Genomic DNA, 23,766 nt, shown 5'->3' on the forward strand with positions numbered 1-23,766 from the left:
TCTTAGCAATAGATTTAGCAAAAGATTGCAATACAAGGTTTCTTAACCATTCCACAATATTTTCACAACTTTTGCTGTGTATCTTAATTAAGGTGAAAATAACATTGTCAATTTTGTTACTTAAAAGCTCTAGTGAGATGTCAATTGTGGTGGCTGACATTTAATAGTTCAGAATCAACAAGCTTACAAGTCAACTACATCTTTAAAGCAAAACCTATTAGTTTTAACTCACCATATTCTTTTTTTGAATTCACTGGAGCTAACACCATCTCAACAATTAAACACAGGGAGATTCTCTTTCATGGCTAAGAACGTCATTCTTATGATTGGGGATGGTATGGGCTGGCAAATGGCTCGTGCTGCATCCATCTACAAAGAGATTCAAAATGGTAAGACAGGCGCTAACCTGAGTGATTTTTATACACAAGGTAAGGGTCAAGGACTCAACTTTCAAACACTCCAAGGCTACGGTTTGGCAACCACCTATGGGACGACGATCGCTGATAGTAATGGAGTTTTTAGTACTGGTAATTCAGCTCTTGACGGCACTAATCCGATCACAGGAGAAAGCCCAGTTCGCCCTGGTTTCACTTTTAATCCAACTTTTAACCCAGGCGATACCCCAACAGGTGGTGCAAAAGTCAGTGATGGTGCTGTTGGAAACCTAGTAGGTTATGACCCTACCAGAGGTGGCGTTAACCCTTGGACTCCCGGTAATGACCCCGAATATATTAAGTACAGCTATCCTGACTCTGCAAACACCGCTACAACTCTGTACACTGGGGTCAAGAGTTACAACAACGCTATTGCCGTTGATATTTTCGAGAATCCTCTAGAAACAATTCTCAAAACGGCGAACCAAGTTGGTAAATCTACTGGTCTGGTAACTTCAGTTCCTATTGACCATGCAACACCTGGTGCTGCTGCTGCCAACGTTAACCGTCGCAATAAGTATGATGGTGACTATCCGGCATTAGACAACATTCTGCAACAGGAACTCCGTGTCTATCAACCGACAGTATTACTTGGTGGTGGACACCCACTCTCTGCCCCTGGAGACTTACTACCAAGTGGGGTTGAGCCAAATAGGAGCAATGAATACATTAGCCAATCTACCTACACAGAACTTAGCACTAAACCAACAAACAACCTCTACGATTACACCTTTTTAGAGCGGGGTGAGAATGCCGCCCAGAAACTAGCTGAAACTGCGGCGGCAATCGATCCAGAAAAAGGCGATCGCCTCTTCGGTCTGTATGGTGCGCGTGGTCAAAATGGTAACTTGCCTGTAAGTTCTGCCAACGGCGACTACAGCACTACTGGTTTAGATATGTTCAGCGTTTTCACTAACCAAGGTGATAACGCCAAAGTAGACACCACACGTCCACTGCTTCCGGGAGAGACGGATGCATCTTTCATTGCCAAAGAGGTTAACGAAAACCCAACCCTCAATGACTTGACAAATGCTGCGTTAGATGTATTGGAAAAAGATCCCGATGGTTTCTGGTTGATGGTTGAGGGTGGCGATATCGATTGGTCTGCCCATGATAACAACATAGACAACTTGATCGGCACCACCTTGGACTTCGATAAGGCAGTTGGATCTACGATTGACTGGATCAACAACAATGGTGGTTGGGATGAAAACCTACTAATTGTTACTGCTGACCACGATCACTACCTGACTCTCAACGGTGATTTTCCGACTGTAGTACAAAATCAAGGTGCTGAAGCGTTAACCAATTTGGATACTCCAGCAGATGTTGGACATTACTGGGGGTCTGATCCCACTGTTAAGTATGGTTGGGGAAGTCACACCAACCGTCCGGTACCTGTTTACTACCAAGGTGCTGGTTCGGAAGTGCTAAATAGCTTGGTAGGTCAAGGTTATAATGCCTACGGTTCTGATATTCCGGGAATTGCGGGTTTAAATGATCAAACCCACATCTACCAAACGATGTTTGCTTCAATAAAGCCAAAAGTTGAGTTAGTAGGTTTTGCTTCTTTACCTGCTGATACCTATAGTGATGGGCCAGCTTCTGGTGCAGAAATTTCAGCCAATGGTAGAACCGGGCCTTTCCCAGGACAGCCAATACAGGGTTTCAGTGGTGTCCAATTTGCTAACAGTAACTCTTTGTACTTCCTATCAGATAACGGTTACGGTAGCAAAGATAATAGTGAAGACTTTCTACTGCGGATCAATCGTCTAGACCCGAATTTTAAGGGAACAGAAAATGGTGACGGCAGCGTTAAAGTTTTAGACTACATCCAACTATCTGACCCTAACAACAAAGTTCCTTTTCAAATTGTGAATGAGGGAACTACTGGAAGATTACTAACTGGTGCAGACTTTGATGTTGAGTCATTCGTCTTTGACAAAGACGGTACAATCTGGGTTGGAGACGAGTTTGGCCCCTACCTACTACATTTTGATGCCAGTGGTAAGTTATTAGAGGCTCCCATTGCTACACCCGACCAATTTAAAACTTTAGATGGAGAAGCACCTAAAGTCATTGGTCACAGAGGCGCAAGTGGCGATCTTCCAGAACATACCTTAGAGGCATACAGACGGGCAATTGAGGACGGTGCTGACTTTATTGAACCAGACTTAGTAGTAACAAAAGATGGTGTGTTAATTGCTCGCCATGAGCCAGCTTTAGCAATTTTAAACGCTGATGGTACTGTTAATCTCAGCAATACAACCACAGATGTTTACGATGTTACCAAGTATCCACAGTTTGCCGATCGCAAGAAAACAGTCAGTCTAGATGGAACAGAAATCACAGGTTGGTTTGCTGAAGACTTTACTTTAGAAGAAATCAAGACTTTAAGAGCTATACAGCGTGTACCTTTCCGTGACCAATCCTTCAATGGTCAATTTGAAATTCCCACCCTCGCCGAAATCATCGACTTGGTTAAGGAAGTAGAAGCCGAGACAGGTAAAAAGATTGGCATCTATCCCGAAACTAAGCATCCCACCTATTCTGCCGAAGAAGCTACTTATGTAGGCACTACGGACAAAATTAATAGAAACACGAGTGAAATTCTCATCGATACACTCAAGGCTGAGAACTTCACCGATCCCAGCCGCATCTTCATCCAATCTTTTGAAGTCGGTAATCTCAAGGATCTCCACGATCGCATTATGCCTAATGCAGGTGTAGATATTCCCCTGGTTCAACTTCTAGATGCAGCTGGAATTGAGCTAAATGGTGAGATCATAGAGACTCAGCCTTATGATTTTGAAGTCAGTGACGACCTTCGGACTTATGGTGATTTACGGACTCCAGAAGGTTTGGCTGAAATCGCTACCTATGCTGATGGCATTGGCCCCTGGAAGCGGTTAATTGTCAGTGTCAAGGGTACAGATGCTAATAACGATGGTTTGGCAGATGATGTCAACAACGACGGCACAGTAAATGATGCTGACAAAACGCTGTTAGCTCCCACGACCTTAGTTCAAGATGCTCACAATGCAGGTTTACAGGTTCATCCCTACACCTTCCGGGACGAAGACCAGTACTTAGCAGCAGATTACAAAGGTAATCCAGAACTAGAATTTCAGCAGTTCTTTCAATTAGGCGTAGATGCACTCTTCACAGACTTCCCAGAGACAGGTGATAAAGTCCGAGATTTCTTGAGCGATCCTCAGAATAACTTAGTGCGATCGCCACAAAACCCTGATGTGCTTTCAGAAGATGCTTTTGCTAACTTAGGCGGCTCCAAAGGTTTTGAAGGCGGAGCAATTAATGCCAGCAAAACCAAGCTCTATATGCTATTAGAAGGTACAGTTCAAGGCGATCCTGTCGCTACTTTGCGGATTAACGAATTTGACATCGCCAGCCGCCAATATACCGACAATAAGCTCTACTACAGACTGGAAAATCCTGCATATGCGATCGGGGATTTAGCAGTCATTAATGACAATGAGTACCTAGTTATTGAGAGAGATGGTGGTCAAGGAACTGCTGCTCAATTCAAGAAAATCTACAAAATTGACTTGTCTAAAAAAGACTCTGATGGCTACGTAGCTAAAGAAGAAGTTGCAGACTTGTTGAATATCCAAGACCCCAACGACCTCAACGGCGATGGCAAAACTACCTTTGACTTCCCATTTGTCACAATTGAAAATGTTTTAGTTGTTGACAAAAACACCATTTTGGTAGCTAATGACAACAACTACCCGTCTTCAACAGGTCGTCCTGGGAATGACCCGCAAAATCCAGTTATAGACAACAACGAAATCATTTTACTGAAACTGGAGAAGCCCCTGAACCTTGCTCCTGGCTTAGGTCAACCTCAAGCTGAAGAAATTAATTTTGGCTCCACTAACAGTGATAACGTTACACTTGAGCCAAATCAAACCTTATTCACAGGTGACAGAGCAGACTTTGTAGAAGGTACTACAGGTAACACAGTTCAGACTGGAAACGGTGAAGATAGTGTGCTAGTTGGCAGTGACTCTTCTGTGTCCGCAGGAGACGGTGATGATAGTATCTTTGTTGGTCAAAATGGTGCTGCTAACAACACGAGTGCCGATGGTGGCAACGGTGATGATCGAATTACCGTAGTCGAAGCCAATGGTAGTAATAACTTATTGGGAGGCGCAGGCGCTGATACTCTTACAGTAGTTGAAGGTTCGCGTCAATTATCCTTTGGCGGTTCCGGTAATGACACCCTCAAGAGTGAAGGTAGCAATAACCGCCTGTATGGTGGTTCTGGAGATGATAAACTCTTCTCCAATGTCAATGACTTGTTGTTTGGTGGCGATCGCGATGATATCTTATTCGCTGGTCAACAGGGTGGTAATAGTTTGAGTGGTGGTACTGGCATTGACCAGTTCTGGATTGCTAACGCCAGTTTGCCATCTAGCAAGAACATTGTGACTGATTTTGCGATCGGTATTGATAAAATCGGGCTGGGCGGGATTGGCGTCACTCAGTTTAGTGCTCTAACCCTATTGCAACAGGGTGCTAACACTATTGTAAAAATCGGAAATACAGAGTTGGCTTCATTACTACAAATTACCTCAACTAACCTGACAGCAAATGACTTCGTTTTCTCTGCTAGTGTTGTGGCTTAGTCTGTTAGCCTTGTGCAGCACGGCAGAAATCACTATCAGTTGAAACAGCGATTTTCAATTACGTAGACTACAGCAAATAGTTGGTTATTGTGGGGTGGGCATTGTAATGCTCACCCTATTCTCGTTTTGCTGGAGTCCAACCTACCTCGAAGAGTTTACATTACTTATCAGTTGCTAAAATCGCAGTATTCCTTGTTCCTCAAGGTATTAATTCTTCTTGTTATCTCAAAATAAGCCTGCGTACAGTTAATATTCCCATTGCAAACATCTCTAAAGTTTTAATTTTCAATGAAGATGTATTGAAAATAACTACGATTTGGAGGAAATAGGTCAGAATGAGAGAACTAAATCTTAGAGTCAGTGCCCTTTCACACAAATATTGTAGGATTGCGGCATAATTTTTTGTCAAATTAATCTTTTCATATAATTTTAAAGCTAATAATGTACCCTAAACTCTACGTATAAACCCTAATAGATAAAATAAAAATGCTTTCCCACTTTTTATTTTATCTGTTTCTCTAAATACGAAAAATAAACATCTCATCTTAAATTTAAATACACCCAATTCCTTGTTTCTTATTGATACAAGTATTTTTCTTCAACTTAAAAATGAAATTAATAACTAATTCATTATCTAAAGATAAAAATGAATTACTAATGAATAATAATGGTCAACCTTTATTATCAAAAAACAACTTAGAGAAAGATAATTTAACATTACCTACTTTGAAAAAATCTGAAACCAACCTACTAATAGAGTGGAATCATACTCAAACTGATTATCCTCAACAAGCATCTATTCATCAGTTGTTTGAAGCACAAGTCGAGAAAACGCCTGATGCTATAGCACTAATTTTTAATAATCAGCATCTTACTTATAGAGATTTGAATAATCGTGCTAATCAACTAGCAAAACATCTACAATCACTAGGGGTAAGAACAGAGATTCTTGTAGGAATCTGCATAGAGCGCTCTTTAGAAATGATTGTAGCACTCTTAGCTATCCTTAAAGCAGGTGGAGCTTATGTACCATTAGATCCAGGGTATCCACAAGAACGTTTAGCTTTCATGTTGTCAGATACCCAGGTATCTGTACTATTAACTCAAAAAGAACTAGTTAGCAAATTACCTACTCACACAGCACTTGTAATTTGCCTAGATACAGATTGGAATACAATCGCCCTAAATAAAAAAGAGAACCTAAGTACTAGTGTCACTGCTGATAACTTGGCTTATGTCATGTATACATCAGGTTCTACAGGTACACCCAAAGGTGTTAGCGTTATCCATCGTGGTGTAGTTAGGTTAGTCAAAGAAACTAATTATGCTCAACTCACGCCTGAAGAAGTAATTCTGCAACTTGCTCCTATTTCCTTCGATGCTTCCACTTTTGAAATTTGGGGTTGTTTACTTAATGGCGGGCGACTAGTAATTTACCCTCCTAATACACCATCTTTAGAAGAATTAGGGCAGATTATTCAGCAATACCAAGTTACTACTCTTTGGCTAACAGCCGGTCTATTTCACCTAATAGTAGATGAAAAAATTGATGCTTTAAAATCCTTGCGTCAACTTTTAGCGGGTGGTGATGTCTTATCTGTTCCCCATGTGCAGAAGTTTCTCCAAACAGTAAACAACTGTCAACTAATTAATGGTTATGGCCCAACTGAGAATACAACTTTTACCTGCTGCCATCCGATAACAGCCCCACTACAACCAGATATTTCGATTCCTATTGGTCGCCCAATTGCTAACACCCAAGTTTATATATTAGATAAAAACCTCCAATCAGTATCAATTGGAGAAGCTGGTGAATTGTACATTGGTGGTGATGGATTAGCTAGAGGCTATTTTAACCGCCCTGACCTAACTGCCGAAAAATTCATTTCTCACTCATTTTATAACAATTTAGCAACGCGCCTTTACAAAACAGGAGATTTAGCTCGTTATCTTCCAGATGGCAATATCGAGTTCTTAGGTCGGATTGACAATCAGGTAAAAATTCGCGGTTTCCGCATTGAACTAGGGGAAATTGAGCGAGAAATTGCACAACATCCTGATGTTCGGGAAATTGTCGTTTTAGCTCGTCAGGATGAAGCAGTTGAAAAACAGTTAACGGCTTATATTGTTCCTCACTATAACAGTGGATACACGCACAATAAATTACGTGATTTCTTGCAACAGCGACTACCTAATTACATGGTGCCATCGGCATTTGTGATGTTAGAATCACTCCCTTTGACTGCAAATGGCAAAGTAGATAGACATAAATTGCCAGCACCAAGTAGAGAACGTCCGCAACTGGAACAAGCGTACATTGCTCCGCAAACAGATTTAGAACGTCTGCTTGCAGGTATTTTATCTGAACTGCTCAAAATCGATCGCGTTGGGATTGATGATAATTTCTTTGATTTGGGAGCAACCTCAATCTCAATTCTCCAAGTTGCTGCGCGAATAAAACAGGAACTTGGTATTGAATTATCTGCTGTAAAGCTATTTCAGTATTCAACAATTGGCTCTTTAGCAAACTATTTGGATTCAAACCAGAACAGCCAACCGTCTTCTGACAAGCTGCAAAATCGCGCCCAACGCCAACAAGCAGCTCGTGCTCGTCGCCGTAATCATCAACAAGGTGTTTAAGCAATGGTAAATATGCAAGCATCCGATAACCAAGATCCTATTGATGGTGTTGCCATTATTGGCATGGTAGGAAGATTTCCTGGCGCTGGAAATGTCGATGAATTTTGGCGCAATCTCTGTGAGGGATTAGAATCAACGACTTTCTTTCAAGATGAAGAACTAGATCCTAGTATCGATCCGAACCTTTGCAAAGATCCTAGCTATGTAAAAGCTAGAGGGATAATTCCTGGGGGCGAAACCTTTGATGCCGCTTTCTTTGGCATTAATCCACTTGAAGCTGTGGTTATGGACCCACAGGCTAGAGTATTCCTAGAGTTGGTTTATGAAGCCCTAGAAAATGCTGGTTATGAATCAGAGTCTTTTGAGGGTTTGATTGGTTTATACGCTGGTTGTGGTCAAAATACTTATTTTGCTAACCATATTGCTGGTCGTATGGAAATTGTCGATCGCATCGGTGAGTTCCAAACGATGTTAGCCAATGAAAAAGACTTTTTAACCACCCGTGCTGCTTACAAACTCAACCTCAAAGGCCCAGCTGTCAGCGTCAATACAGCCTGTTCCACTTCTTTGGTTGCAGTCATTCAGGCTTGTCAAGCCTTAACCAGCTATCAGTGCGATTTGGCTTTGTCTGGTGGTGTATCTATGACTACACCCCAAAACAGCGGTTATGTGGCACAAGAAGGCAGTATGCTCTCTGGGGATGGGCATTGTCGTCCCTTTGATGCCAACGCTCAGGGCACAATGTTCAACAATGGTGCAGGAGTAGTTGTCCTCAAGCGTTTAGAAGATGCACTCCATGATGGCGATCGCATCTATGCTGTAATTCGAGGTTCTGGTATCAATAATGACGGCGCTGATAAGGTGAGCTTTACCGCTCCCAGCGTAGACGGACAAGCAGAGGCCATTGCAATGGCGCAAGCTTATGCCAACTTCCATCCAGAAACCATCTCTTATATTGAAGCTCACGGCACAGCTACACCTTTAGGCGACCCAATTGAAATTGAAGCGCTGACGCAAGCATTCCGGGTGCATACAGATGCTAAACAATTTTGTGCGATCGGCTCTCTTAAAAGCAATGTCGGACATTTAGTTGCGGCGGCTGGAGTAGCAGGGTTAATTAAAACCGCTCTCGCCCTGCATTATAAAAAGATTCCACCTAGTTTAAATTTTGAGGCTCCCAATCCCAAGATTGACCTTGCCAACAGCCCTTTCTATGTAAATACCAAACTAGCTGAATGGTCGGAGGGTGAAACTCCGCGACGAGCCGGTGTGAGTTCTTTTGGTGTCGGCGGGACTAATGCTCATATTGTGCTAGAAGAAGCGCCACAAATCCAAAGTTCTGGATCTTCTCGCCCACAGCAGCTATTGTTGCTCTCGGCAAAAACTAGTCAAGCTTTAGAGGCTGCAACCGCGAATTTACAGCAGCATTTACAATACAATGCCGAAATCAACTTAGCTGATGTAGCTTATACCCTACAGCGAGGACGCAAATCTTTTAACTACCGACGCAGTGTAGTTTGTCACGATCTTACAGATGCGATCGCAGCCCTGCAATCTTTAGATCCAAATCAAGTAAATACTCGTCATACAGAAATCCGCAATCCAGCCGTTGTCTTCATGTTCCCCGGACAAGGATCGCAATATGTGAACATGGGACTGAATCTCTACAACCGCGAACCTGTGTTTCAGGAAGTAGTGGATGAATGCGCTGAAATCCTTAAGCCTTTACTGGGTAGGGATTTACGAGAAATCATTTATCCAGCACCCAGCGATGCCTACGGCGGGCTACGCCTACAGGAAACTGCGGCTATCTCCCTGCGACAAACCTGCTTTACCCAACCAGCACTATTCGTCATTGAATACGCTTTAGCGCAACTATGGCAAAGTTGGGGAGTCAAGCCCCAAGCCATGATTGGTCACAGTATTGGCGAATTTGTCGCCGCCTGTATTGCGGGTGTATTCACTTTAGAAGATGCGCTGATGTTGGTTGCAACTCGCGGTCGCTTAATGTGGGAGTTACCGGCAGGGGCTATGCTCTCAGTGCGCTTACCAGCCAAAGAGGTAGAGCCGCGATTGAGTGCAGAACTAGCGATCGCTGCAATTAATGGCCCTTCCCTGTGTGTAGTTTCTGGTCCTACAGAGGCGATCGCATCTCTGCAAAAACAATTAGAAAGCGAAGAAGTTATCTGTCGCCATTTACACACTTCCCACGCTTTCCACTCCCCAATGATGGATAGCATCATAGCCCCTTTTGCTGAGGTAGTTAGGAAAGTTAAATTATCGCCACCCCAAATTCCCTTTGTATCCACAGTTACCGCCGACTGGATTACAGCCCAGCAAGCAACCGATCCGATGTATTGGGCTACACATCTACGTCAGACTGTGCGATTTGCAGAGGGCGTACAAACTCTATGGCAGCAGCCAGAACGCCTACTGTTAGAGGTAGGGCCGCGAATCACAACTACGACCTTAGCCCGCCAACAAGCAAAAGATATTAAACAACAGATAGCGATTCCTTCTCTAAATGATAACGCTGAAAACGAAGCCGAATGGACGGCATTACTCAAAGCAGTAGGACAACTGTGGTTAGCAGGAGTATCTATTGACTGGAGCAACTTCTATCAAAGGGAAACGCGACAACGAATTCCTCTACCTACTTATCCCTTTGAACGCCAACGCTTCTGGATCGATCCTCCACCTCATCCCAATCGGGCAACAACTCCCAAACTTCCAAATCCCCAATTATTAGAAAAGACTCAAACTATGACAACATCCCCTCAGCAAAAACTTATTCCTCTGCTCAAACAAATTATCGAAGAAACATCAGGATTGGAAATTGCTAGTGTTGACGACTCGATAACATTTTTAGAAATGGGATTAGATTCCTTATCTTTGACACAAGTCGGGCTAGCGTTAAAGAAAAAATTTCAAGTCAAAGTCACACTTAGGCAGTTACTAGAAATTTACCCCAATTTAGGAACACTGGCCGACTTTATCAATTCAGCCTTGTCTCCCGAAACTTTATCCGCATTAGGATTAACAGAAACCGTTGCAGATATCGTTCCCGAAGCCCCACTGCCAGAACCTGCACCTGTAACCACATCACCTACCTTGGTAGTTCATGAAGTTCATACAAATGGATCAAATGGATCTGCACCTAAGATTTCCCTCCAACCTGCTGCATCTAGTAGCGTCCTAGAAGGTGTGATTAATCAGCAGCTACAAATTATGAGCCAGCAATTGGCGCTATTGGGGAATAGCAGTCAATCTGTAACAGTCCCAGTTGTACCTGCGGCGATATCTCAAAATAATGGTGTCAAGCCACAAAATGCTGTATCTGTCCCCCCAAGCCAAACCAGCAAAGAATCAGCATCAGTAGAAACAGAGTCAAATGGTGCTAAAAAGGCATTTGGTGCGGCTGCGCGAATTGAAAAGACCCAGACTAAAACTTTGACAGCCCAACAACGCACTCATCTAGATAAAATTATCCAAAGATATACAAAACGGACTCAAAAATCCAAAGAATATACTCAAACTCATCGCCCTTATCTGGCAGACCCCAGAACTGTTTCCGGGTTTAACCCGACGATGAAAGAGATGGTTTACCCCATCGTGGCGTCTCGTTCTTCAGGTTCTAAACTTTGGGATGTTGATGGCAATGAATATGTCGATTTAAGCAATGGCTTTGGCTTGAATTTGTTTGGTTGGTCGCCACCTTTCATTACTGAAGCAATTGAAGCACAACTGAAACTCGGCATGGAAATTGGGCCGCAAACTCCCTTAGTTGGAGAAGTGGCAAAGCTGATGTGTGAGTTGACCAACTTTGACCGAGCAGCCTTTTGCAACACAGGTTCAGAAGCGGTTCTAGGAGCGATGCGGATGGCACGTACCATCACAGGACGTAACTTGATTGCCATATTTTCTGGAGCTTATCACGGTATTTTGGATGAAGTAATTGTTCGAGGTACAAAGAAACTCCGGTCAATTCCTGCTGCTCCTGGTATCCCACCGGAAATGGTAGAGAACATTTTGGTGGTGGACTATGATTCGCCTGAGTCTCTAGAAATCCTCAGAAGTCGGGCTGATGAGTTAGCAGCAGTGATGGTGGAATCTGTGCAAAGCCGTCGTCCTGAATACCAGCCTAAAGAATTCCTTCAGCAATTGCGTGATTTCACACAAGAAGCTGGTATTGCCCTAATTTTTGATGAAATCGTTACCGGATTCAGAATTCATCCAGGTGGCGCTCAAGCACATTTCGGTATCAAGGCGGACATAGCAACCTACGGTAAGATTGTGGGCGGTGGGCTACCAATTGGAGTCATTGCTGGCAAATCACAATATATGGATGCTTTGGATGGTGGCTTTTGGCAGTTTGGCGATGACTCCGTTCCAGAAGTAGGCGTGACTTACTTCGCTGGCACTTTCGTCCGCCATCCTTTAGCACTAGCAGCCGCCAAAGCAGTGCTTCAGCATTTAAAACAGAGTGGCCCCAGCTTACAGCAAAATCTCAATGCCAGAACCGATAAGTTTGTAGCGGAACTCATGGGCTATTTCCAGCAAGTTCAGGCTCCGTTTACAGCTTATAATTTCGGCTCCCTCTTCATGGTGAAGTCTTTACCAGAGTTTCCCTACGGAGATTTACTGTTTTACTTGTTGCGGGATAAGGGAGTGCATACTTGGGATCACCGTCCTTGCTTCTTGACAACAGCCCATTCCGAAGCCGATCTGGCTTTCGTAATGGCAGCCTTTAAAGAAAGTATTGCCGAAATGCAGTCTGCTGGCTTGTTGTCTGCACCGCCTATAGAAGTAACAAACCGCGAAATCAATAACAGTTTACGTAATCGTCCTCCCCAACCTGATGCCAAATTAGGACGAGATCCCCAAGGAAACCCCGCTTGGTATATCCCCGATACCGAGCGTCCTGGGAAATATTTACAAGTCGCAAGTGTTTTCTGAAGTGCTTTAAAAAATCGAGTGTATAGAAAGTGTAGTAAGCGTCAGTAATTTTTGCAAATAGTAAATACTCATCCATCCAGGTTTTGTATGTCAGTTGATAATCTACTTGAACCGAGTTCTATTAAGTCCGATCTGAAAATTCCCGAACAAATCATTGAAACTGATGTTTCAAACTTCCGGGAAAACTTCAACTCTTCTCACTTCATGTTTTCGCATAACCTTGCAGGACATCCTTTATTTGAGATCCCCCGCTTAGTTGAGCTTGCAAATACCATGCTAAGTCAGGGTAGAACAAATAAAATCCAGTCTTATATCAGCAAAGTTCCTGTTGAGCAAAAGTGGAATCAGCGACCTGGAATCAAGCAAATTAACGAGGCGATCGCACATATTGGAGAATCGGATTCTTGGGTAATGCTTGAAGATGTTCAAGCAGACCCAGAATATGCTGCCTTGGTCAACCAGATTATAACTGAACTCGAAACTCTTACAGGTAAACCCCTTCGGCAGCAGATGACGTGGCTAGGTGCTTACATCTTTATTGGTTCCCCAAATTCTATTACACCTTACCATATCGATAGTGAGTTGAATTTCCTGTTTCAAATTCAGGGCAAGAAAGATATGAGCCTCTTCAATCAAAGCGATCGTTCTGTACTGAGCGAAGAGGAGATTGAAAAATTTTATGTAGGCGACCTGAATGTAGCAAATTATAGAGAGGAGAATCAGAGCAAAGCAAGGGTTTACCATTTACAACCAGGCAAGGGACTCCATCATCCGATATTGGCACCCCATTGGGCTAAAAATGGTAATAATGTCTCTGTAGCTTTGAGTATCCTCTTTTATCTGCGACCTTACGATCTCAAAGCCAGAATATATCAAGTCAACAGCTACTTACGCAGACTGGGATTAAAACCCACTCCACCAGATCAATCTGCTTTGAAAGATCGGCTCAAAATTTTTGCTCTCGGTCTTCTATCGGATCGCCGACCGAAAAGTAAATTTATGATCCTGCGCTCTGGTGTATTAAAACTAAAATCTATTGAGGGAAAGTTAAAGCAATTTATCAACAAGATTGTGAAAAAAATCTAATTTTTATCAAATGACTAATTATTAATTAGTCTTAATACTGAATCGGTGTTTTATAGCAATTCGAAATCATTTGTAAAATTTTCTCTTTTAGATGTTTTGCGTAGCTTGGTTTTATACAAAATCAGTGCTTTCGGCATTCTTTGTTTAACCAAAATAAATCAACTACGCATCTAATTTTAAAAAGAATTTTTACAATTTTAATCGGATTGCTATAGATAGAAACTAAAACCAAAAATCTCAATGTATAAACACATAAAATCGCTCACTTCTTTACGCGGTATTGCAGCCTTGGTTGTTGTTATACACCATTTTTCTTACTACGGTTTACCGAAAACAGGTTCAACTTTATCAGCCTATACTAATTTTTTCCAAAATGGATATTTATGGGTTGATTTTTTCTTTATTCTGAGTGGTTTTATCATGACCCACGTCTATGCAGAGACTTTTTGTTGGAAAGTCAGTTTAAAGAACTATCGTTCATATTTATTCTCGCGTTTTGCGAGAATTTATCCTCTGCATATATTTATTATTTTTCTATTTGTTGGATTAGAGGTTGTAAAATTATTTTTCCTAAACACTTCTGCTTTTAGTGGTAAATTTAACTTAACGGCTCTTTTTTCCAATATTTTTCTTCTCCAAGCATTTGACATAAAGTGCCCACCTTTATTATGGTGTAATACTTATTGGAATGAGCCAGCTTGGTCAATAAGTGTAGAGTTTTTTATTTACTGCATATTTCCAATTTTATTATTAATTTTATTAAACAATAAATTCAAAACTGATTTGATAATTTATAGTTTTACTCTTTTTTGCATATTACTACTAATCACCTTTACCCGTGGAAATTTAGATACTATTATTGGCATACCTTCAATAGGTAGATGTGGGCTAGAATGCATCCTTGGTATTATAACTTACAAAATTTATCATAGAGGTAATTATAAAAAGCATTTTAATCTTAATTTCCTGGCAATTATAGCTATAACTTGGATAATTTTGATTATGCATTATTACTGGCATAATTTTCGTAACATTCATGATTGGCTAATTTTACCAGCTTTTTCTCTACTGATTTTATCTGTATCTATCAACAATAAAAATCTTATATCGAAGTTTATAAATTCACAGTTAATGCTATATATTGGGACTATCTCTTACTCAGTTTATATGGTTCATTGGTTTATTCAAGAATTGTTAAAAGTTTTCTGGTTTTATAAATTTCACGATGTTTTTGGCAAAGATTTCACAGAATATCAATTGTTGACATCTTTAGGAGTATTTCTTATGATTGTCTTATTGGCTGCATCATTGACATATAGATTTGTAGAAGTCCCCGCGCGTAATTATTTAAAGTCTAAAATCTTGGCTAAACAATGTATTTAAAGTCAGTAATTTAAAAAAGATTGAGATTTATCCACATTCAATAAACTGAGAAAATAATAGAGTTTTATGACCTTATCACCTGTAGATTACCAATCGACATTAACTGCGGTTGATTTTGATCCATTTGCAGATGGAGAATTACTTCTAACCGCCCCCGCTACAGAATCACAAAAAGAAATTTGGGCTTCTGTGCAAATGGGCGATGCTGCTAATTGTGCTTATAATGAGTCTCAATCTCTGCGACTAAAAGGCGAACTAGATGTCAAACTTTTCCAATCTGCGGTGGAAAAGTTAGTACAACGTCATGAAGCACTACGGACAACTTTTAGTACCGATGGCAATACACTCTGCATTGTTGCTTCTCGGCAAATTGAAATTCCGATTATTGAACTGTCTAACTTAGAACCACAGCAAAAACAGGAAAAATTAGCTAGTATCTTGCGACAAGAGGTAGAGCAACCTTTTGATTTGGAACATGGCCCTCTATTTCGGGCAAAAATTGTCAAATTGCAGCCGCAGGAGCATCTAGCTATTTTGACAGCTCATCATATTATATGTGATGGTTGGTCTTGGGCAGTACTGATGCCAGATTTGGGTAAATTTTATTCTGGCTTGCAACAGGGTATTGTTCCTGAATTAGAAGAACCAGACTACTTAAGTGAATATGCGATTTTGCAGGAAGAAGAGGCGGATAGCCCAGAAGCGATCGCCACAGAACAATACTGGTTACAACAATTTGCTGACTCTGTACCTGTACTGGATTTCCCTAGCGATCACCCCCGTCCCCCACTTAGAACCTTTAATGCCGCCCGCGAAGATTGGCATTTAAATCCCGAATTAGTTACCAACCTGAAACAACTAGGAACAAAACTCGGTTGTAGCTTTATGACTACAATCCTGGGAGGATTCGAGGTCTGGCTGCACCGTCTGACAGGACAAAACGATTTAGTTGTAGGTATTCCAGCCGCCGGACAAGCTGCTTTAGGTCAATATAATCTCGTAGGTCACTGTGTTAATTTACTACCATTGCGTAGTCAGATTAATGGCGAAAAATCTTTCAGCGACTACTTGCAAACGCGGCGTTCGGCTGTCTTAGATGCTTATGACCATCAACAATTTACCTTTGGCAGTCTGGTCAAAAAATTAGTATTGCCACGGGATTCCAGCCGTATTCCCTTAGTACCAATTATATTTAATGTCGATCAAGCCTTAGACAGCGATCGACTTCCCTTTATCAATTTAGAAGTAGAATTTTTCTCCAATCCCCGCGCCTTCGAGAATTTTGAACTGTTTATCAATGCTACGGAATCGCATGGTGAACTTATTCTGGAATGTCAGTACAACACTAATTTATTTGACGCTGATACTATCCGCCGCCGGATGGCAGAGTTTGAAACTTTGTTATTTGGTATAGTTGCTAACCCTAATCAAATTATTGCTAAATTGCCAATTTTGCCAGCAGTCGAGCAACAGTTATTAGCAACATGGAACAATACTCAAACAGCTTATCCCCAAAATATCTGCATTCACCAGCTGTTTGAAACTCAAGTGGAAAAGACTCCAGATGCGATCGCTGTAGTTTTTGAAGATCAACAAATTAGCTACCGCGAACTGAATCAGCGAGCCAATCAGCTAGCGCATTACCTCCAAAGCTTAGGAGTCGGATCAGAAGTTCTGGTTGGTCTGTGTGTCGAGCGCAGCTTGGAAATGGTTGTAGGAGTTTTAGGCATTCTCAAAGCCGGAGGAGCCTACGTACCATTAGATTATGCTTATCCTCAAGAACGTTTAGCTTTCATGCTGCAAGATGCTCAGGTGTCAGTGCTACTAACGCAAGAGAAGCTAAAGTCGGGGCTACCCAATCATCAAGCAAAGATTGTTTGCCTTGATAGCAACTGGCAATCCATAGATTACGGGTTAGATAACCCAACACATAACGTCACTTCCAATAACTTAGCCTACGTCATCTATACATCTGGCTCGACAGGTCAACCGAAAGGCGTTCAAATTCAACATCAGAGTGCTGTTAATCTCCTTCAGGCGATCGCTAAAGAACCCGGTTTAACTGCTGAAGATACTCTCCTCTCTGTTACTAGCCTATCCTTTGATATTGCCGTTTCAGAAATTTTTCTGCCCCTATCTGTAGGTGCGAAGTTGGTGTTGGTAAGCCGTGAAGTTGCGGCTGATGGTACTCAACTATTAAAAGCCCTAACCACCTCCGGGGCAACCTTTATGCAACCGACACCAGTTACTTGGCGGCTACTACTGGCAGCCGGATGGCAAGGTAGTCCTCAACTCAAGATGATTTCCACAGGTGAAGCCTTGCCTAAAGACCTCGCCAATCAATTATTACCGAAGGGAGCTTGTCTGTGGAACCTTTACGGGCCAACAGAAACAACGATTTGGTCAACAGGCTACAAGGTGACAACGGCAAATAAAGCAATAGGCATTGGTCGCCCTCTAGCTAATACGCAAATTTACATCTTAGACTCCCATTTACAACCCGCTCCCATTGGTATATCAGGTGAGTTGTATGTTGGTGGTGAAGGACTAGCAAGGGGATATCTAAATCGTCCCGAACTGACTGTTGAAAGATTTATTTCTAATCCCTTCAGCCCAAACCCTGAATCGCGCTTATACAAAACTGGGGATTTAGCTCGCTATTTACCAGATGGACATATTGAATACTTGGGTCGTATCGACTATCAGGTAAAATTGCGTGGTTTCCGCATAGAATTGGGTGAAATTGAAACCGCGCTCCTGCAACATCCAGGCGTAAAAGAAGCTGTTGTAATTGTTAGAGAAGACATTCCTAATGAGACTAGTTTAGTCGGTTATATTGTTGCCGAAACTGCTCAAGATAGCTTGGAAGTGATTTCACAATTGCGTCGATTCTTGAAACAACAACTTCCTGACTTTATGGTGCCAACAATCTTTATGGCACTAGAAGCGATGCCGTTAACCCCCAATGGCAAAGTCGATCGCAAGGCATTGCCAAAGCCTGATGCTTCCCGCCCGGAACTGGAGGCAAATTATGTAGCGCCTCGCACTCCCATTGAACAGCAGATTGCAGATATCTGGGCGCAGGTTCTTAATGTCAAGCAGGTTGGAATTAACGACAACTTTTTTGAATTGGGTGGATATTCTCTACTAGGAATTCAAGTAGTTTCTCGAATGCGCCAAGCGTTGCAAGCAGAAATTTTGATGTCCAATTTATTTGAATTACCAACGGTAGCAGATTTGGCTGAACGAGTGGAAACTCTGCGGTGGGCAGCCCAAGGCGTTCAGGCTGCTGAGAGTGAAACAGCTGATGATTACGAGGAAGGCGAGCTATGAAAACATTAGATGAACTACTATCTGAGCTACGTCAGCGCGATGTCAAACTTTGGTTAGAGGGCGAACGCTTACGCTATCGGGCCGCAAAAGATAGTCTCACACCAGAATTGCTGACCGAGTTAAAAACTCAAAAAGCCGAAATCATCAACTTCCTCCGACAAATTAACACAGCCGCCAGTTCACAGATTCCCCCAATTGTCGCTTGTGAACGGAATGGCAACTTGCCGCTTTCCTTTGGCCAGCAACGGATATGGTTCCTCCATCAGTTTGAACCTGATAGTTCCTCAAATAATATGCCAGTTGTGGTGCGTTTTACGGGGAATCTGAATGTTGCTGTCTTAGAAGAAAGTTTAAGAGAAGTCGTCCGTCGCCATGAAGTTTTGCGGACAACTTTTCCAGCAGTGAATGGAAAGCCCACTCAAGTCATCGCCACCGATGTTTCTTTGACATTGCCAATAATTGACTTGCGGCAAGTACCAGATGAACAACGAGAGGCAGAAGCTCACCTACTGGCAACTAAAGAAGCTCATCAACCCTTCGATTTAGCCAATGGGCCAATTTTGCGGGTGTTACTGCTGCGATTGAGCGATCGCGAACATCTGCTAATTTGGAATATGCACTGTATAGTTTGTGATGGTGCTTCATCCGATCTGTTCTATCAAGACCTCACTAATATCTATAAAGCATTGTCGGCGGGAAAAGCTTCTCCTTTAACTCCCTTACCAGTGCAGTATGCTGATTTTACCAATTGGCAATATCAATGGCTCCAGGGAGAGGTTTTAGAGTCACAAGTAAACTACTGGAAGCAAAAGCTAGAAGGCAATTTACCGATCATTGAGTTACCTTACGATCGCCCCCGTCCTCAAGGAGTGCAAACCTATCAAGGCGATCGCGCGGCCCTGCTGCTATCAAAGGCGCTGAACCATGCCCTGACAGACCTGAGTCAAAAATGGGGTGTCACCCTGTTCATGACTCTATTGGCAGCATTCGAGCTATTGCTCTACCGTTATTCTGGACAAGAAGACCTACTAATTAGCTTTGCAAGTGCAGGTCGAGGACAAGTTGAAACCGAGGGGCTGATTGGATTTTTTTCTAATACTCTTGTACTGCGGAGTAACTTTGCAGGAAATCCAACTTTCCGAGAATTATTAGAGCGAGTGCGTAAGGATTGTTTAGAAGCTTATACCCATCAAGACCTACCCTTTGAAAAGCTAATTGAAGAACTTAAACCAGAACAGCGAAGTCGCAATAGTTCACCCCTGTTCCAGGTAAAATTTTCCCTCAATCCTCCTTGGTCGAATGGTCGTGGCATGGCATCAGTGCAACTACCTGATTTGACTATCACTTCTTTATTTGGCTACATCTATCATGGCAAAACCAAATACGATCTGACGTTGGTCTTGCGGGAACAGGATAATGGTCTAGGCATGGTATTTGATTACAATGCCGAGATGTTTGATGCCAGTACCATAAAGCGGATGTTGGGACACTTCAAAACTTTACTCGAAGGTATTATTGCTAACCCCGATCGCCCGATTGCTGAATTACCCCTGTTGACAGCACCCGAACAACATCAATTGTTAGTTGAGTGGAATAGCAAACAAGTTGATTATCCCCAGCATACTTGTATCCATCAGTGGTTTGAAAATAAAGCAAAAGGAACTCCAAATAATATTGCAGTCAGTTTTGAAAATCAGCAACTAACCTATCAGGAACTCAACCACCGTGCAAATCAACTAGCCTACTATTTGCAAACTTTAGGGGTAGAATCGGGGGTACTCATCGGTCTTTATCTAGAGCCTTCCCTGGAGATGATTGTGGGGCTGTTGGGTATTTTGAAAGTCGGTGGAACTTGCGTACCAATCGCTCCGACATCTGGGCAAGATGGTCTGGCTGTTATTTTAGAAGATGCCCAAATATCTTTGGTGTTAACCCAAAGCTCATTAGTTGAGAAGTTCTCTGAGCATCAGGCACAAGCTATCTGTTTGGATAGTGATTGGGAAGTTATTGCCGTACACGTGACTGAAAATCCAGAAAGTTATGGCACAGATCGGACTCTCGCCTGCGTAATGTATGTGTCCGGCTGCAATGGAAAACCCAACGGTATAGCTATTACCCACCATAATCTTGTCACCCACAGCTTGGCAATTAGCGAAACTTGGGAGTTGACTCAGAGCGATCGCCTACTACTCATACCTAGTATCAGCTACGATACTTTCATTGAATCACTGTTCCCCTGTTGGATTGCTGGTGCTACCGCAATTATCCAGTCTCAAAAGCTACAAAACTCTACGACGCAGTTTTTCCCATTTATTGCTCAACAACAGATTAGCGTTGTCAATTTACCTACTGCTTTTTGGTATGAGTTAATTAAAGAGCCATCTGTATTTCCCCAAACTTTGCCAGCCAGCTTGCGCTTAGTTATGGTTGGTGGTGAAAAAGTCTCACGCCATGCTTATCTAACTTGGGTAGAAAAAGTTGGCAAGCAAGTACGCTGGCTGAATGCTTATGGAGCGCTAGAAACAACTTTAACAGCCACGGTTTACGATCCGGAAACTACCACCGAAGCCAGTAACACTCGGTCAGAAATTCCTATAGGAAAAGCGATCGCCAACACTCAAATCTACATCCTCGATGGGCGATCGCAACTCCTCCCTATTGGCGTAACTGGTGAAATCTACATCAGCAGTATCGGTGTTACCCAAGGCTACTTTAAACGTCCCGAATTAACATCTGAGAAATTTATCTCCAATCCCTTTAGCAGCGAATCTGGAGCATACCTTTACAGAACTGGTGATTTAGGAGGCTACTTAAGTGACGGCAACATTGAATTTGTGGGCCGCTTAGACAATCAGGTAAAAATTCGCGGCTTTCGCATTGAGTTGGCTGAAATTGAAACAATTTTGGGTCAATATCCAGGCGTACAAAAAACTGTGGTGATTGCCAAAGAAGATGTTCTTGGCGATAAAAGTTTAGTTGCTTATGTTGTTCCCAAACATGGAGAAACTTTTGGAAGTGAGCAACTGCTGAGTTTTCTCCAGCAAAAGTTACCTGAACATTTGTTGCCTTCTGCCTTTTTCATAGTCGATTATTTGCCATTAAATGCTAATGGCGAAGTCGATCGCCAAGCCTTATCTGAGCTAAATCCAAGTAATTCTAAAATAGAAAAAATATTTGCCACAGCAGAAGATCCATTACAACTTCAGTTAACTAAAATCTGGGAAAATCTTTTAGGTATTCATCCCATTGGCATAAAAGACAACTTTTTTGATTTGGGTGGAAACTCACTACTTGCAGTACACCTGTTTTCTCAGATTGAAAAGACATTTGGTCTAAATCTGCCCCTAGCTATTATCTTGCAATCTTCAACTATTGAGCAGTTAACTAATTTTATTCGCCAGCAAGGGCTTTTGCCAGAAAGCCATAATCAGGTTGAGAGTAATACTAGTATCAACTCAGAAAAACTGATGCCTTGGTCATCACTAGTACCAATGCAGCCCAACGGTTCTAAGCCACCTCTTTTTTGTATCCATGCAATTGGTTTAAGTGTCCTCTACTACCGAGATTTATCACTTTATTTAGGTGAAAATCAGCCATTTTATGCGCTACAAGCACGAGGATTAAATGGGAAAGAAGCTCCCTTTACCAAGCTTACAGAAATGGCGGCTCATTACATCAAAGAGATACAAACTATTCAACCTGAAGGCCCTTATTTTTTGGGTGGTTCCTCCTTTGGTGGGCTAGTAGCTTGGGAGATGGCTCAACAACTAGTAAGGCAAGGTCAAAAAGTAGCTCTCTTAGCTTTATTTGATACCACTGGCCCAAATTATATTAAACAAGCACCATTAGAAAAGCGAGTTTCTCAGCATTGGGACAACCTGACAAAACTTGGGACTAATTACGTGCTTGAGCAAATCAAGAACAAAAGCTCTTGGCTGAAGTATAAACTTCAAGAAAAGTTACGAAAATTTATCTTTAAATTTTCCTTAAGAATTTGGCAGACTGTACCTTATAACTACCGGAAATTAACAATCGAAGAAGCCAATAAACAGGCAGCCAGAGAATACGTTCTAAAAGCTTATCCAGGTCGAGTCACTGTATTCCGAGCAGAAGAACGCTTTGCATTGGAAAAACGAGAGGTTGACCCCCAAATGGGTTGGAGTGAAATGGTCTTAGGAGGTTTGGATATTCAAAATGTCCCAGGAAACCACGACTCTATTTTTAGAGAACCCCATGTCCGAACTCTATCTGAAAAGATGAGGGCTTGTATAGATCGAGCTATTGTCTGAAAATTTATTTACTTTGCAGAAATAGTTATAGCTTTACAACCTCATCTCGCTTCTGGATGGGGTTGTTTTATGCGTGGGTAATAACTTCAACTATAGATCCCATTTGGGTTCTATTTTTCTGTCTATAAGTCTTGTGCAAAGCCGGATTTCATACTTTTGCATCAATTGCTCTATGATTTACCACCCCCTGGTTACTAGGTTGTTTAAAACAGCCTTCTGGCAACCTTTATATGTCTAGAAAAGATCCCAAATGGGTTGTATGGATGTGATGTGTAAATGCGATCGCCAATAAAGCCTTTGCATGAGTCATAAACTCGATCCTGCTTAGTGTATTTACTGATGTCACTGCCATGATTAACACAATAAGCTGGACATTCCTACTTTGCTAACAAAGAATATTAGCTTTACTAGCAGAAATAGGAGTAAGGAAGCTAAAACACTATTAATAAAAGCAATTATGAGCATATCATTTGTAAATGCGACTAACTTCCCATCTGGGACAAATCCCAATTCCGTTACTACGGCAGATATTGACGGTGACGGTAAAAAAGACTTGGTAATTGCTAACTCTGATGACAACAATGTCTCAGTGCTGTTGAACGATGGCAGTGGCGGCTTTGGCGCTCCCACTAACTACACAGTCGGTGTAGGCCCTCGTTTCGTTGCTGTAGCAGATTTTGACGGTGACAGCAAACTAGACTTTGTGGTAACGAACTCCACTGACAACAATGTCTCGGTGCTGCTGAACGATGGCAGTGGCAGCTTTGGCACACCCACCAATTTTGCAGTCGGAGCAAATCCTAATGCCGTTGCTGTGGAAGATTTTGACGGTGACGGGAAACTGGATTTGGTTGTTGCTAACTCCACTGACAACAATGTATCGGTGCTGTTGAACGATGGCAGTGGCGGCTTTGGTACACCCACCAGTTTTGCAGTCGGGACAAATCCTAATGCCGTTGCTGTGGAAGATTTTGACGGTGACGGGAAACTGGATTT

The 23,766-nt window shown here is 42.2% G+C and carries 7 protein-coding genes and 1 pseudogene; all 8 read left to right on the top strand.

Features of this window, described 5'->3' with window-relative positions:
* The first annotated feature begins 301 nt into the window (after nt 1–301).
* Complete coding sequence (locus RMY27_RS01595; RefSeq protein ID WP_322659865.1) at nt 302–5,083, top strand: esterase-like activity of phytase family protein; 4,782 nt, start codon at nt 302–304, stop codon at nt 5,081–5,083.
* Nucleotides 5,084–5,692: 609 nt separating this feature from the next.
* Nucleotides 5,693–7,723, top strand: coding sequence for a non-ribosomal peptide synthetase (locus RMY27_RS01600; protein WP_322659867.1), 2,031 nt, complete (start codon nt 5,693–5,695; stop codon nt 7,721–7,723).
* Between the two features lie 3 nt (nt 7,724–7,726).
* Nucleotides 7,727–12,679 (top strand): aminotransferase class III-fold pyridoxal phosphate-dependent enzyme, encoded by a 4,953-nt coding sequence (locus RMY27_RS01605; RefSeq protein ID WP_322659869.1) that lies wholly within the window; start codon nt 7,727–7,729, stop codon nt 12,677–12,679.
* An 87-nt stretch (nt 12,680–12,766) separates the two neighbouring features.
* Complete coding sequence (locus RMY27_RS01610; RefSeq protein ID WP_322659871.1) at nt 12,767–13,765, top strand: cupin-like domain-containing protein; 999 nt, start codon at nt 12,767–12,769, stop codon at nt 13,763–13,765.
* A gap of 240 nt (nt 13,766–14,005) precedes the next feature.
* The gene (locus RMY27_RS01615) at nt 14,006–15,148 is read left to right on the top strand and encodes an acyltransferase (protein WP_322659873.1); all 1,143 of its coding nucleotides are present in this window, start codon (nt 14,006–14,008) and stop codon (nt 15,146–15,148) included.
* A 66-nt stretch (nt 15,149–15,214) separates the two neighbouring features.
* A pseudogene (locus tag RMY27_RS01620) lies at nt 15,215–18,478 on the top strand (non-ribosomal peptide synthetase); the annotation flags it as partial.
* Nucleotides 18,478–22,770 (top strand): amino acid adenylation domain-containing protein, encoded by a 4,293-nt coding sequence (locus RMY27_RS01625; RefSeq protein ID WP_322659876.1) that lies wholly within the window; start codon nt 18,478–18,480, stop codon nt 22,768–22,770. The pseudogene RMY27_RS01620 and the gene RMY27_RS01625, both read left to right, overlap by 1 nt.
* Nucleotides 22,771–23,227: 457 nt before the next feature.
* On the top strand, nt 23,228–23,766 hold a 539-nt coding region (locus RMY27_RS01630; RefSeq protein ID WP_322659878.1), incomplete at its 3' end, for a VCBS repeat-containing protein.

The organism is Nostoc sp. DedQUE09 (genome assembly GCF_034530915.1).
Lineage (GTDB): Bacteria > Cyanobacteriota > Cyanobacteriia > Cyanobacteriales > Nostocaceae > Nostoc.

Excerpts from the sequence above, each read along its gene's own strand:
- RMY27_RS01595 (WP_322659865.1), top strand. The coding sequence starts at position 302 with ATGGCTAAGAACGTCATTCTTATGATTGGGGATGGTATGGGCTGGCAA.
- RMY27_RS01605 (WP_322659869.1), top strand. The coding sequence starts at position 7,727 with ATGGTAAATATGCAAGCATCCGATAACCAAGATCCTATTGATGGTGTT.
- RMY27_RS01600 (WP_322659867.1), top strand. The coding sequence starts at position 5,693 with ATGAAATTAATAACTAATTCATTATCTAAAGATAAAAATGAATTACTA.
- RMY27_RS01615 (WP_322659873.1), top strand. The coding sequence starts at position 14,006 with ATGTATAAACACATAAAATCGCTCACTTCTTTACGCGGTATTGCAGCC.
- RMY27_RS01610 (WP_322659871.1), top strand. The coding sequence starts at position 12,767 with ATGTCAGTTGATAATCTACTTGAACCGAGTTCTATTAAGTCCGATCTG.
- RMY27_RS01625 (WP_322659876.1), top strand. The coding sequence starts at position 18,478 with ATGAAAACATTAGATGAACTACTATCTGAGCTACGTCAGCGCGATGTC.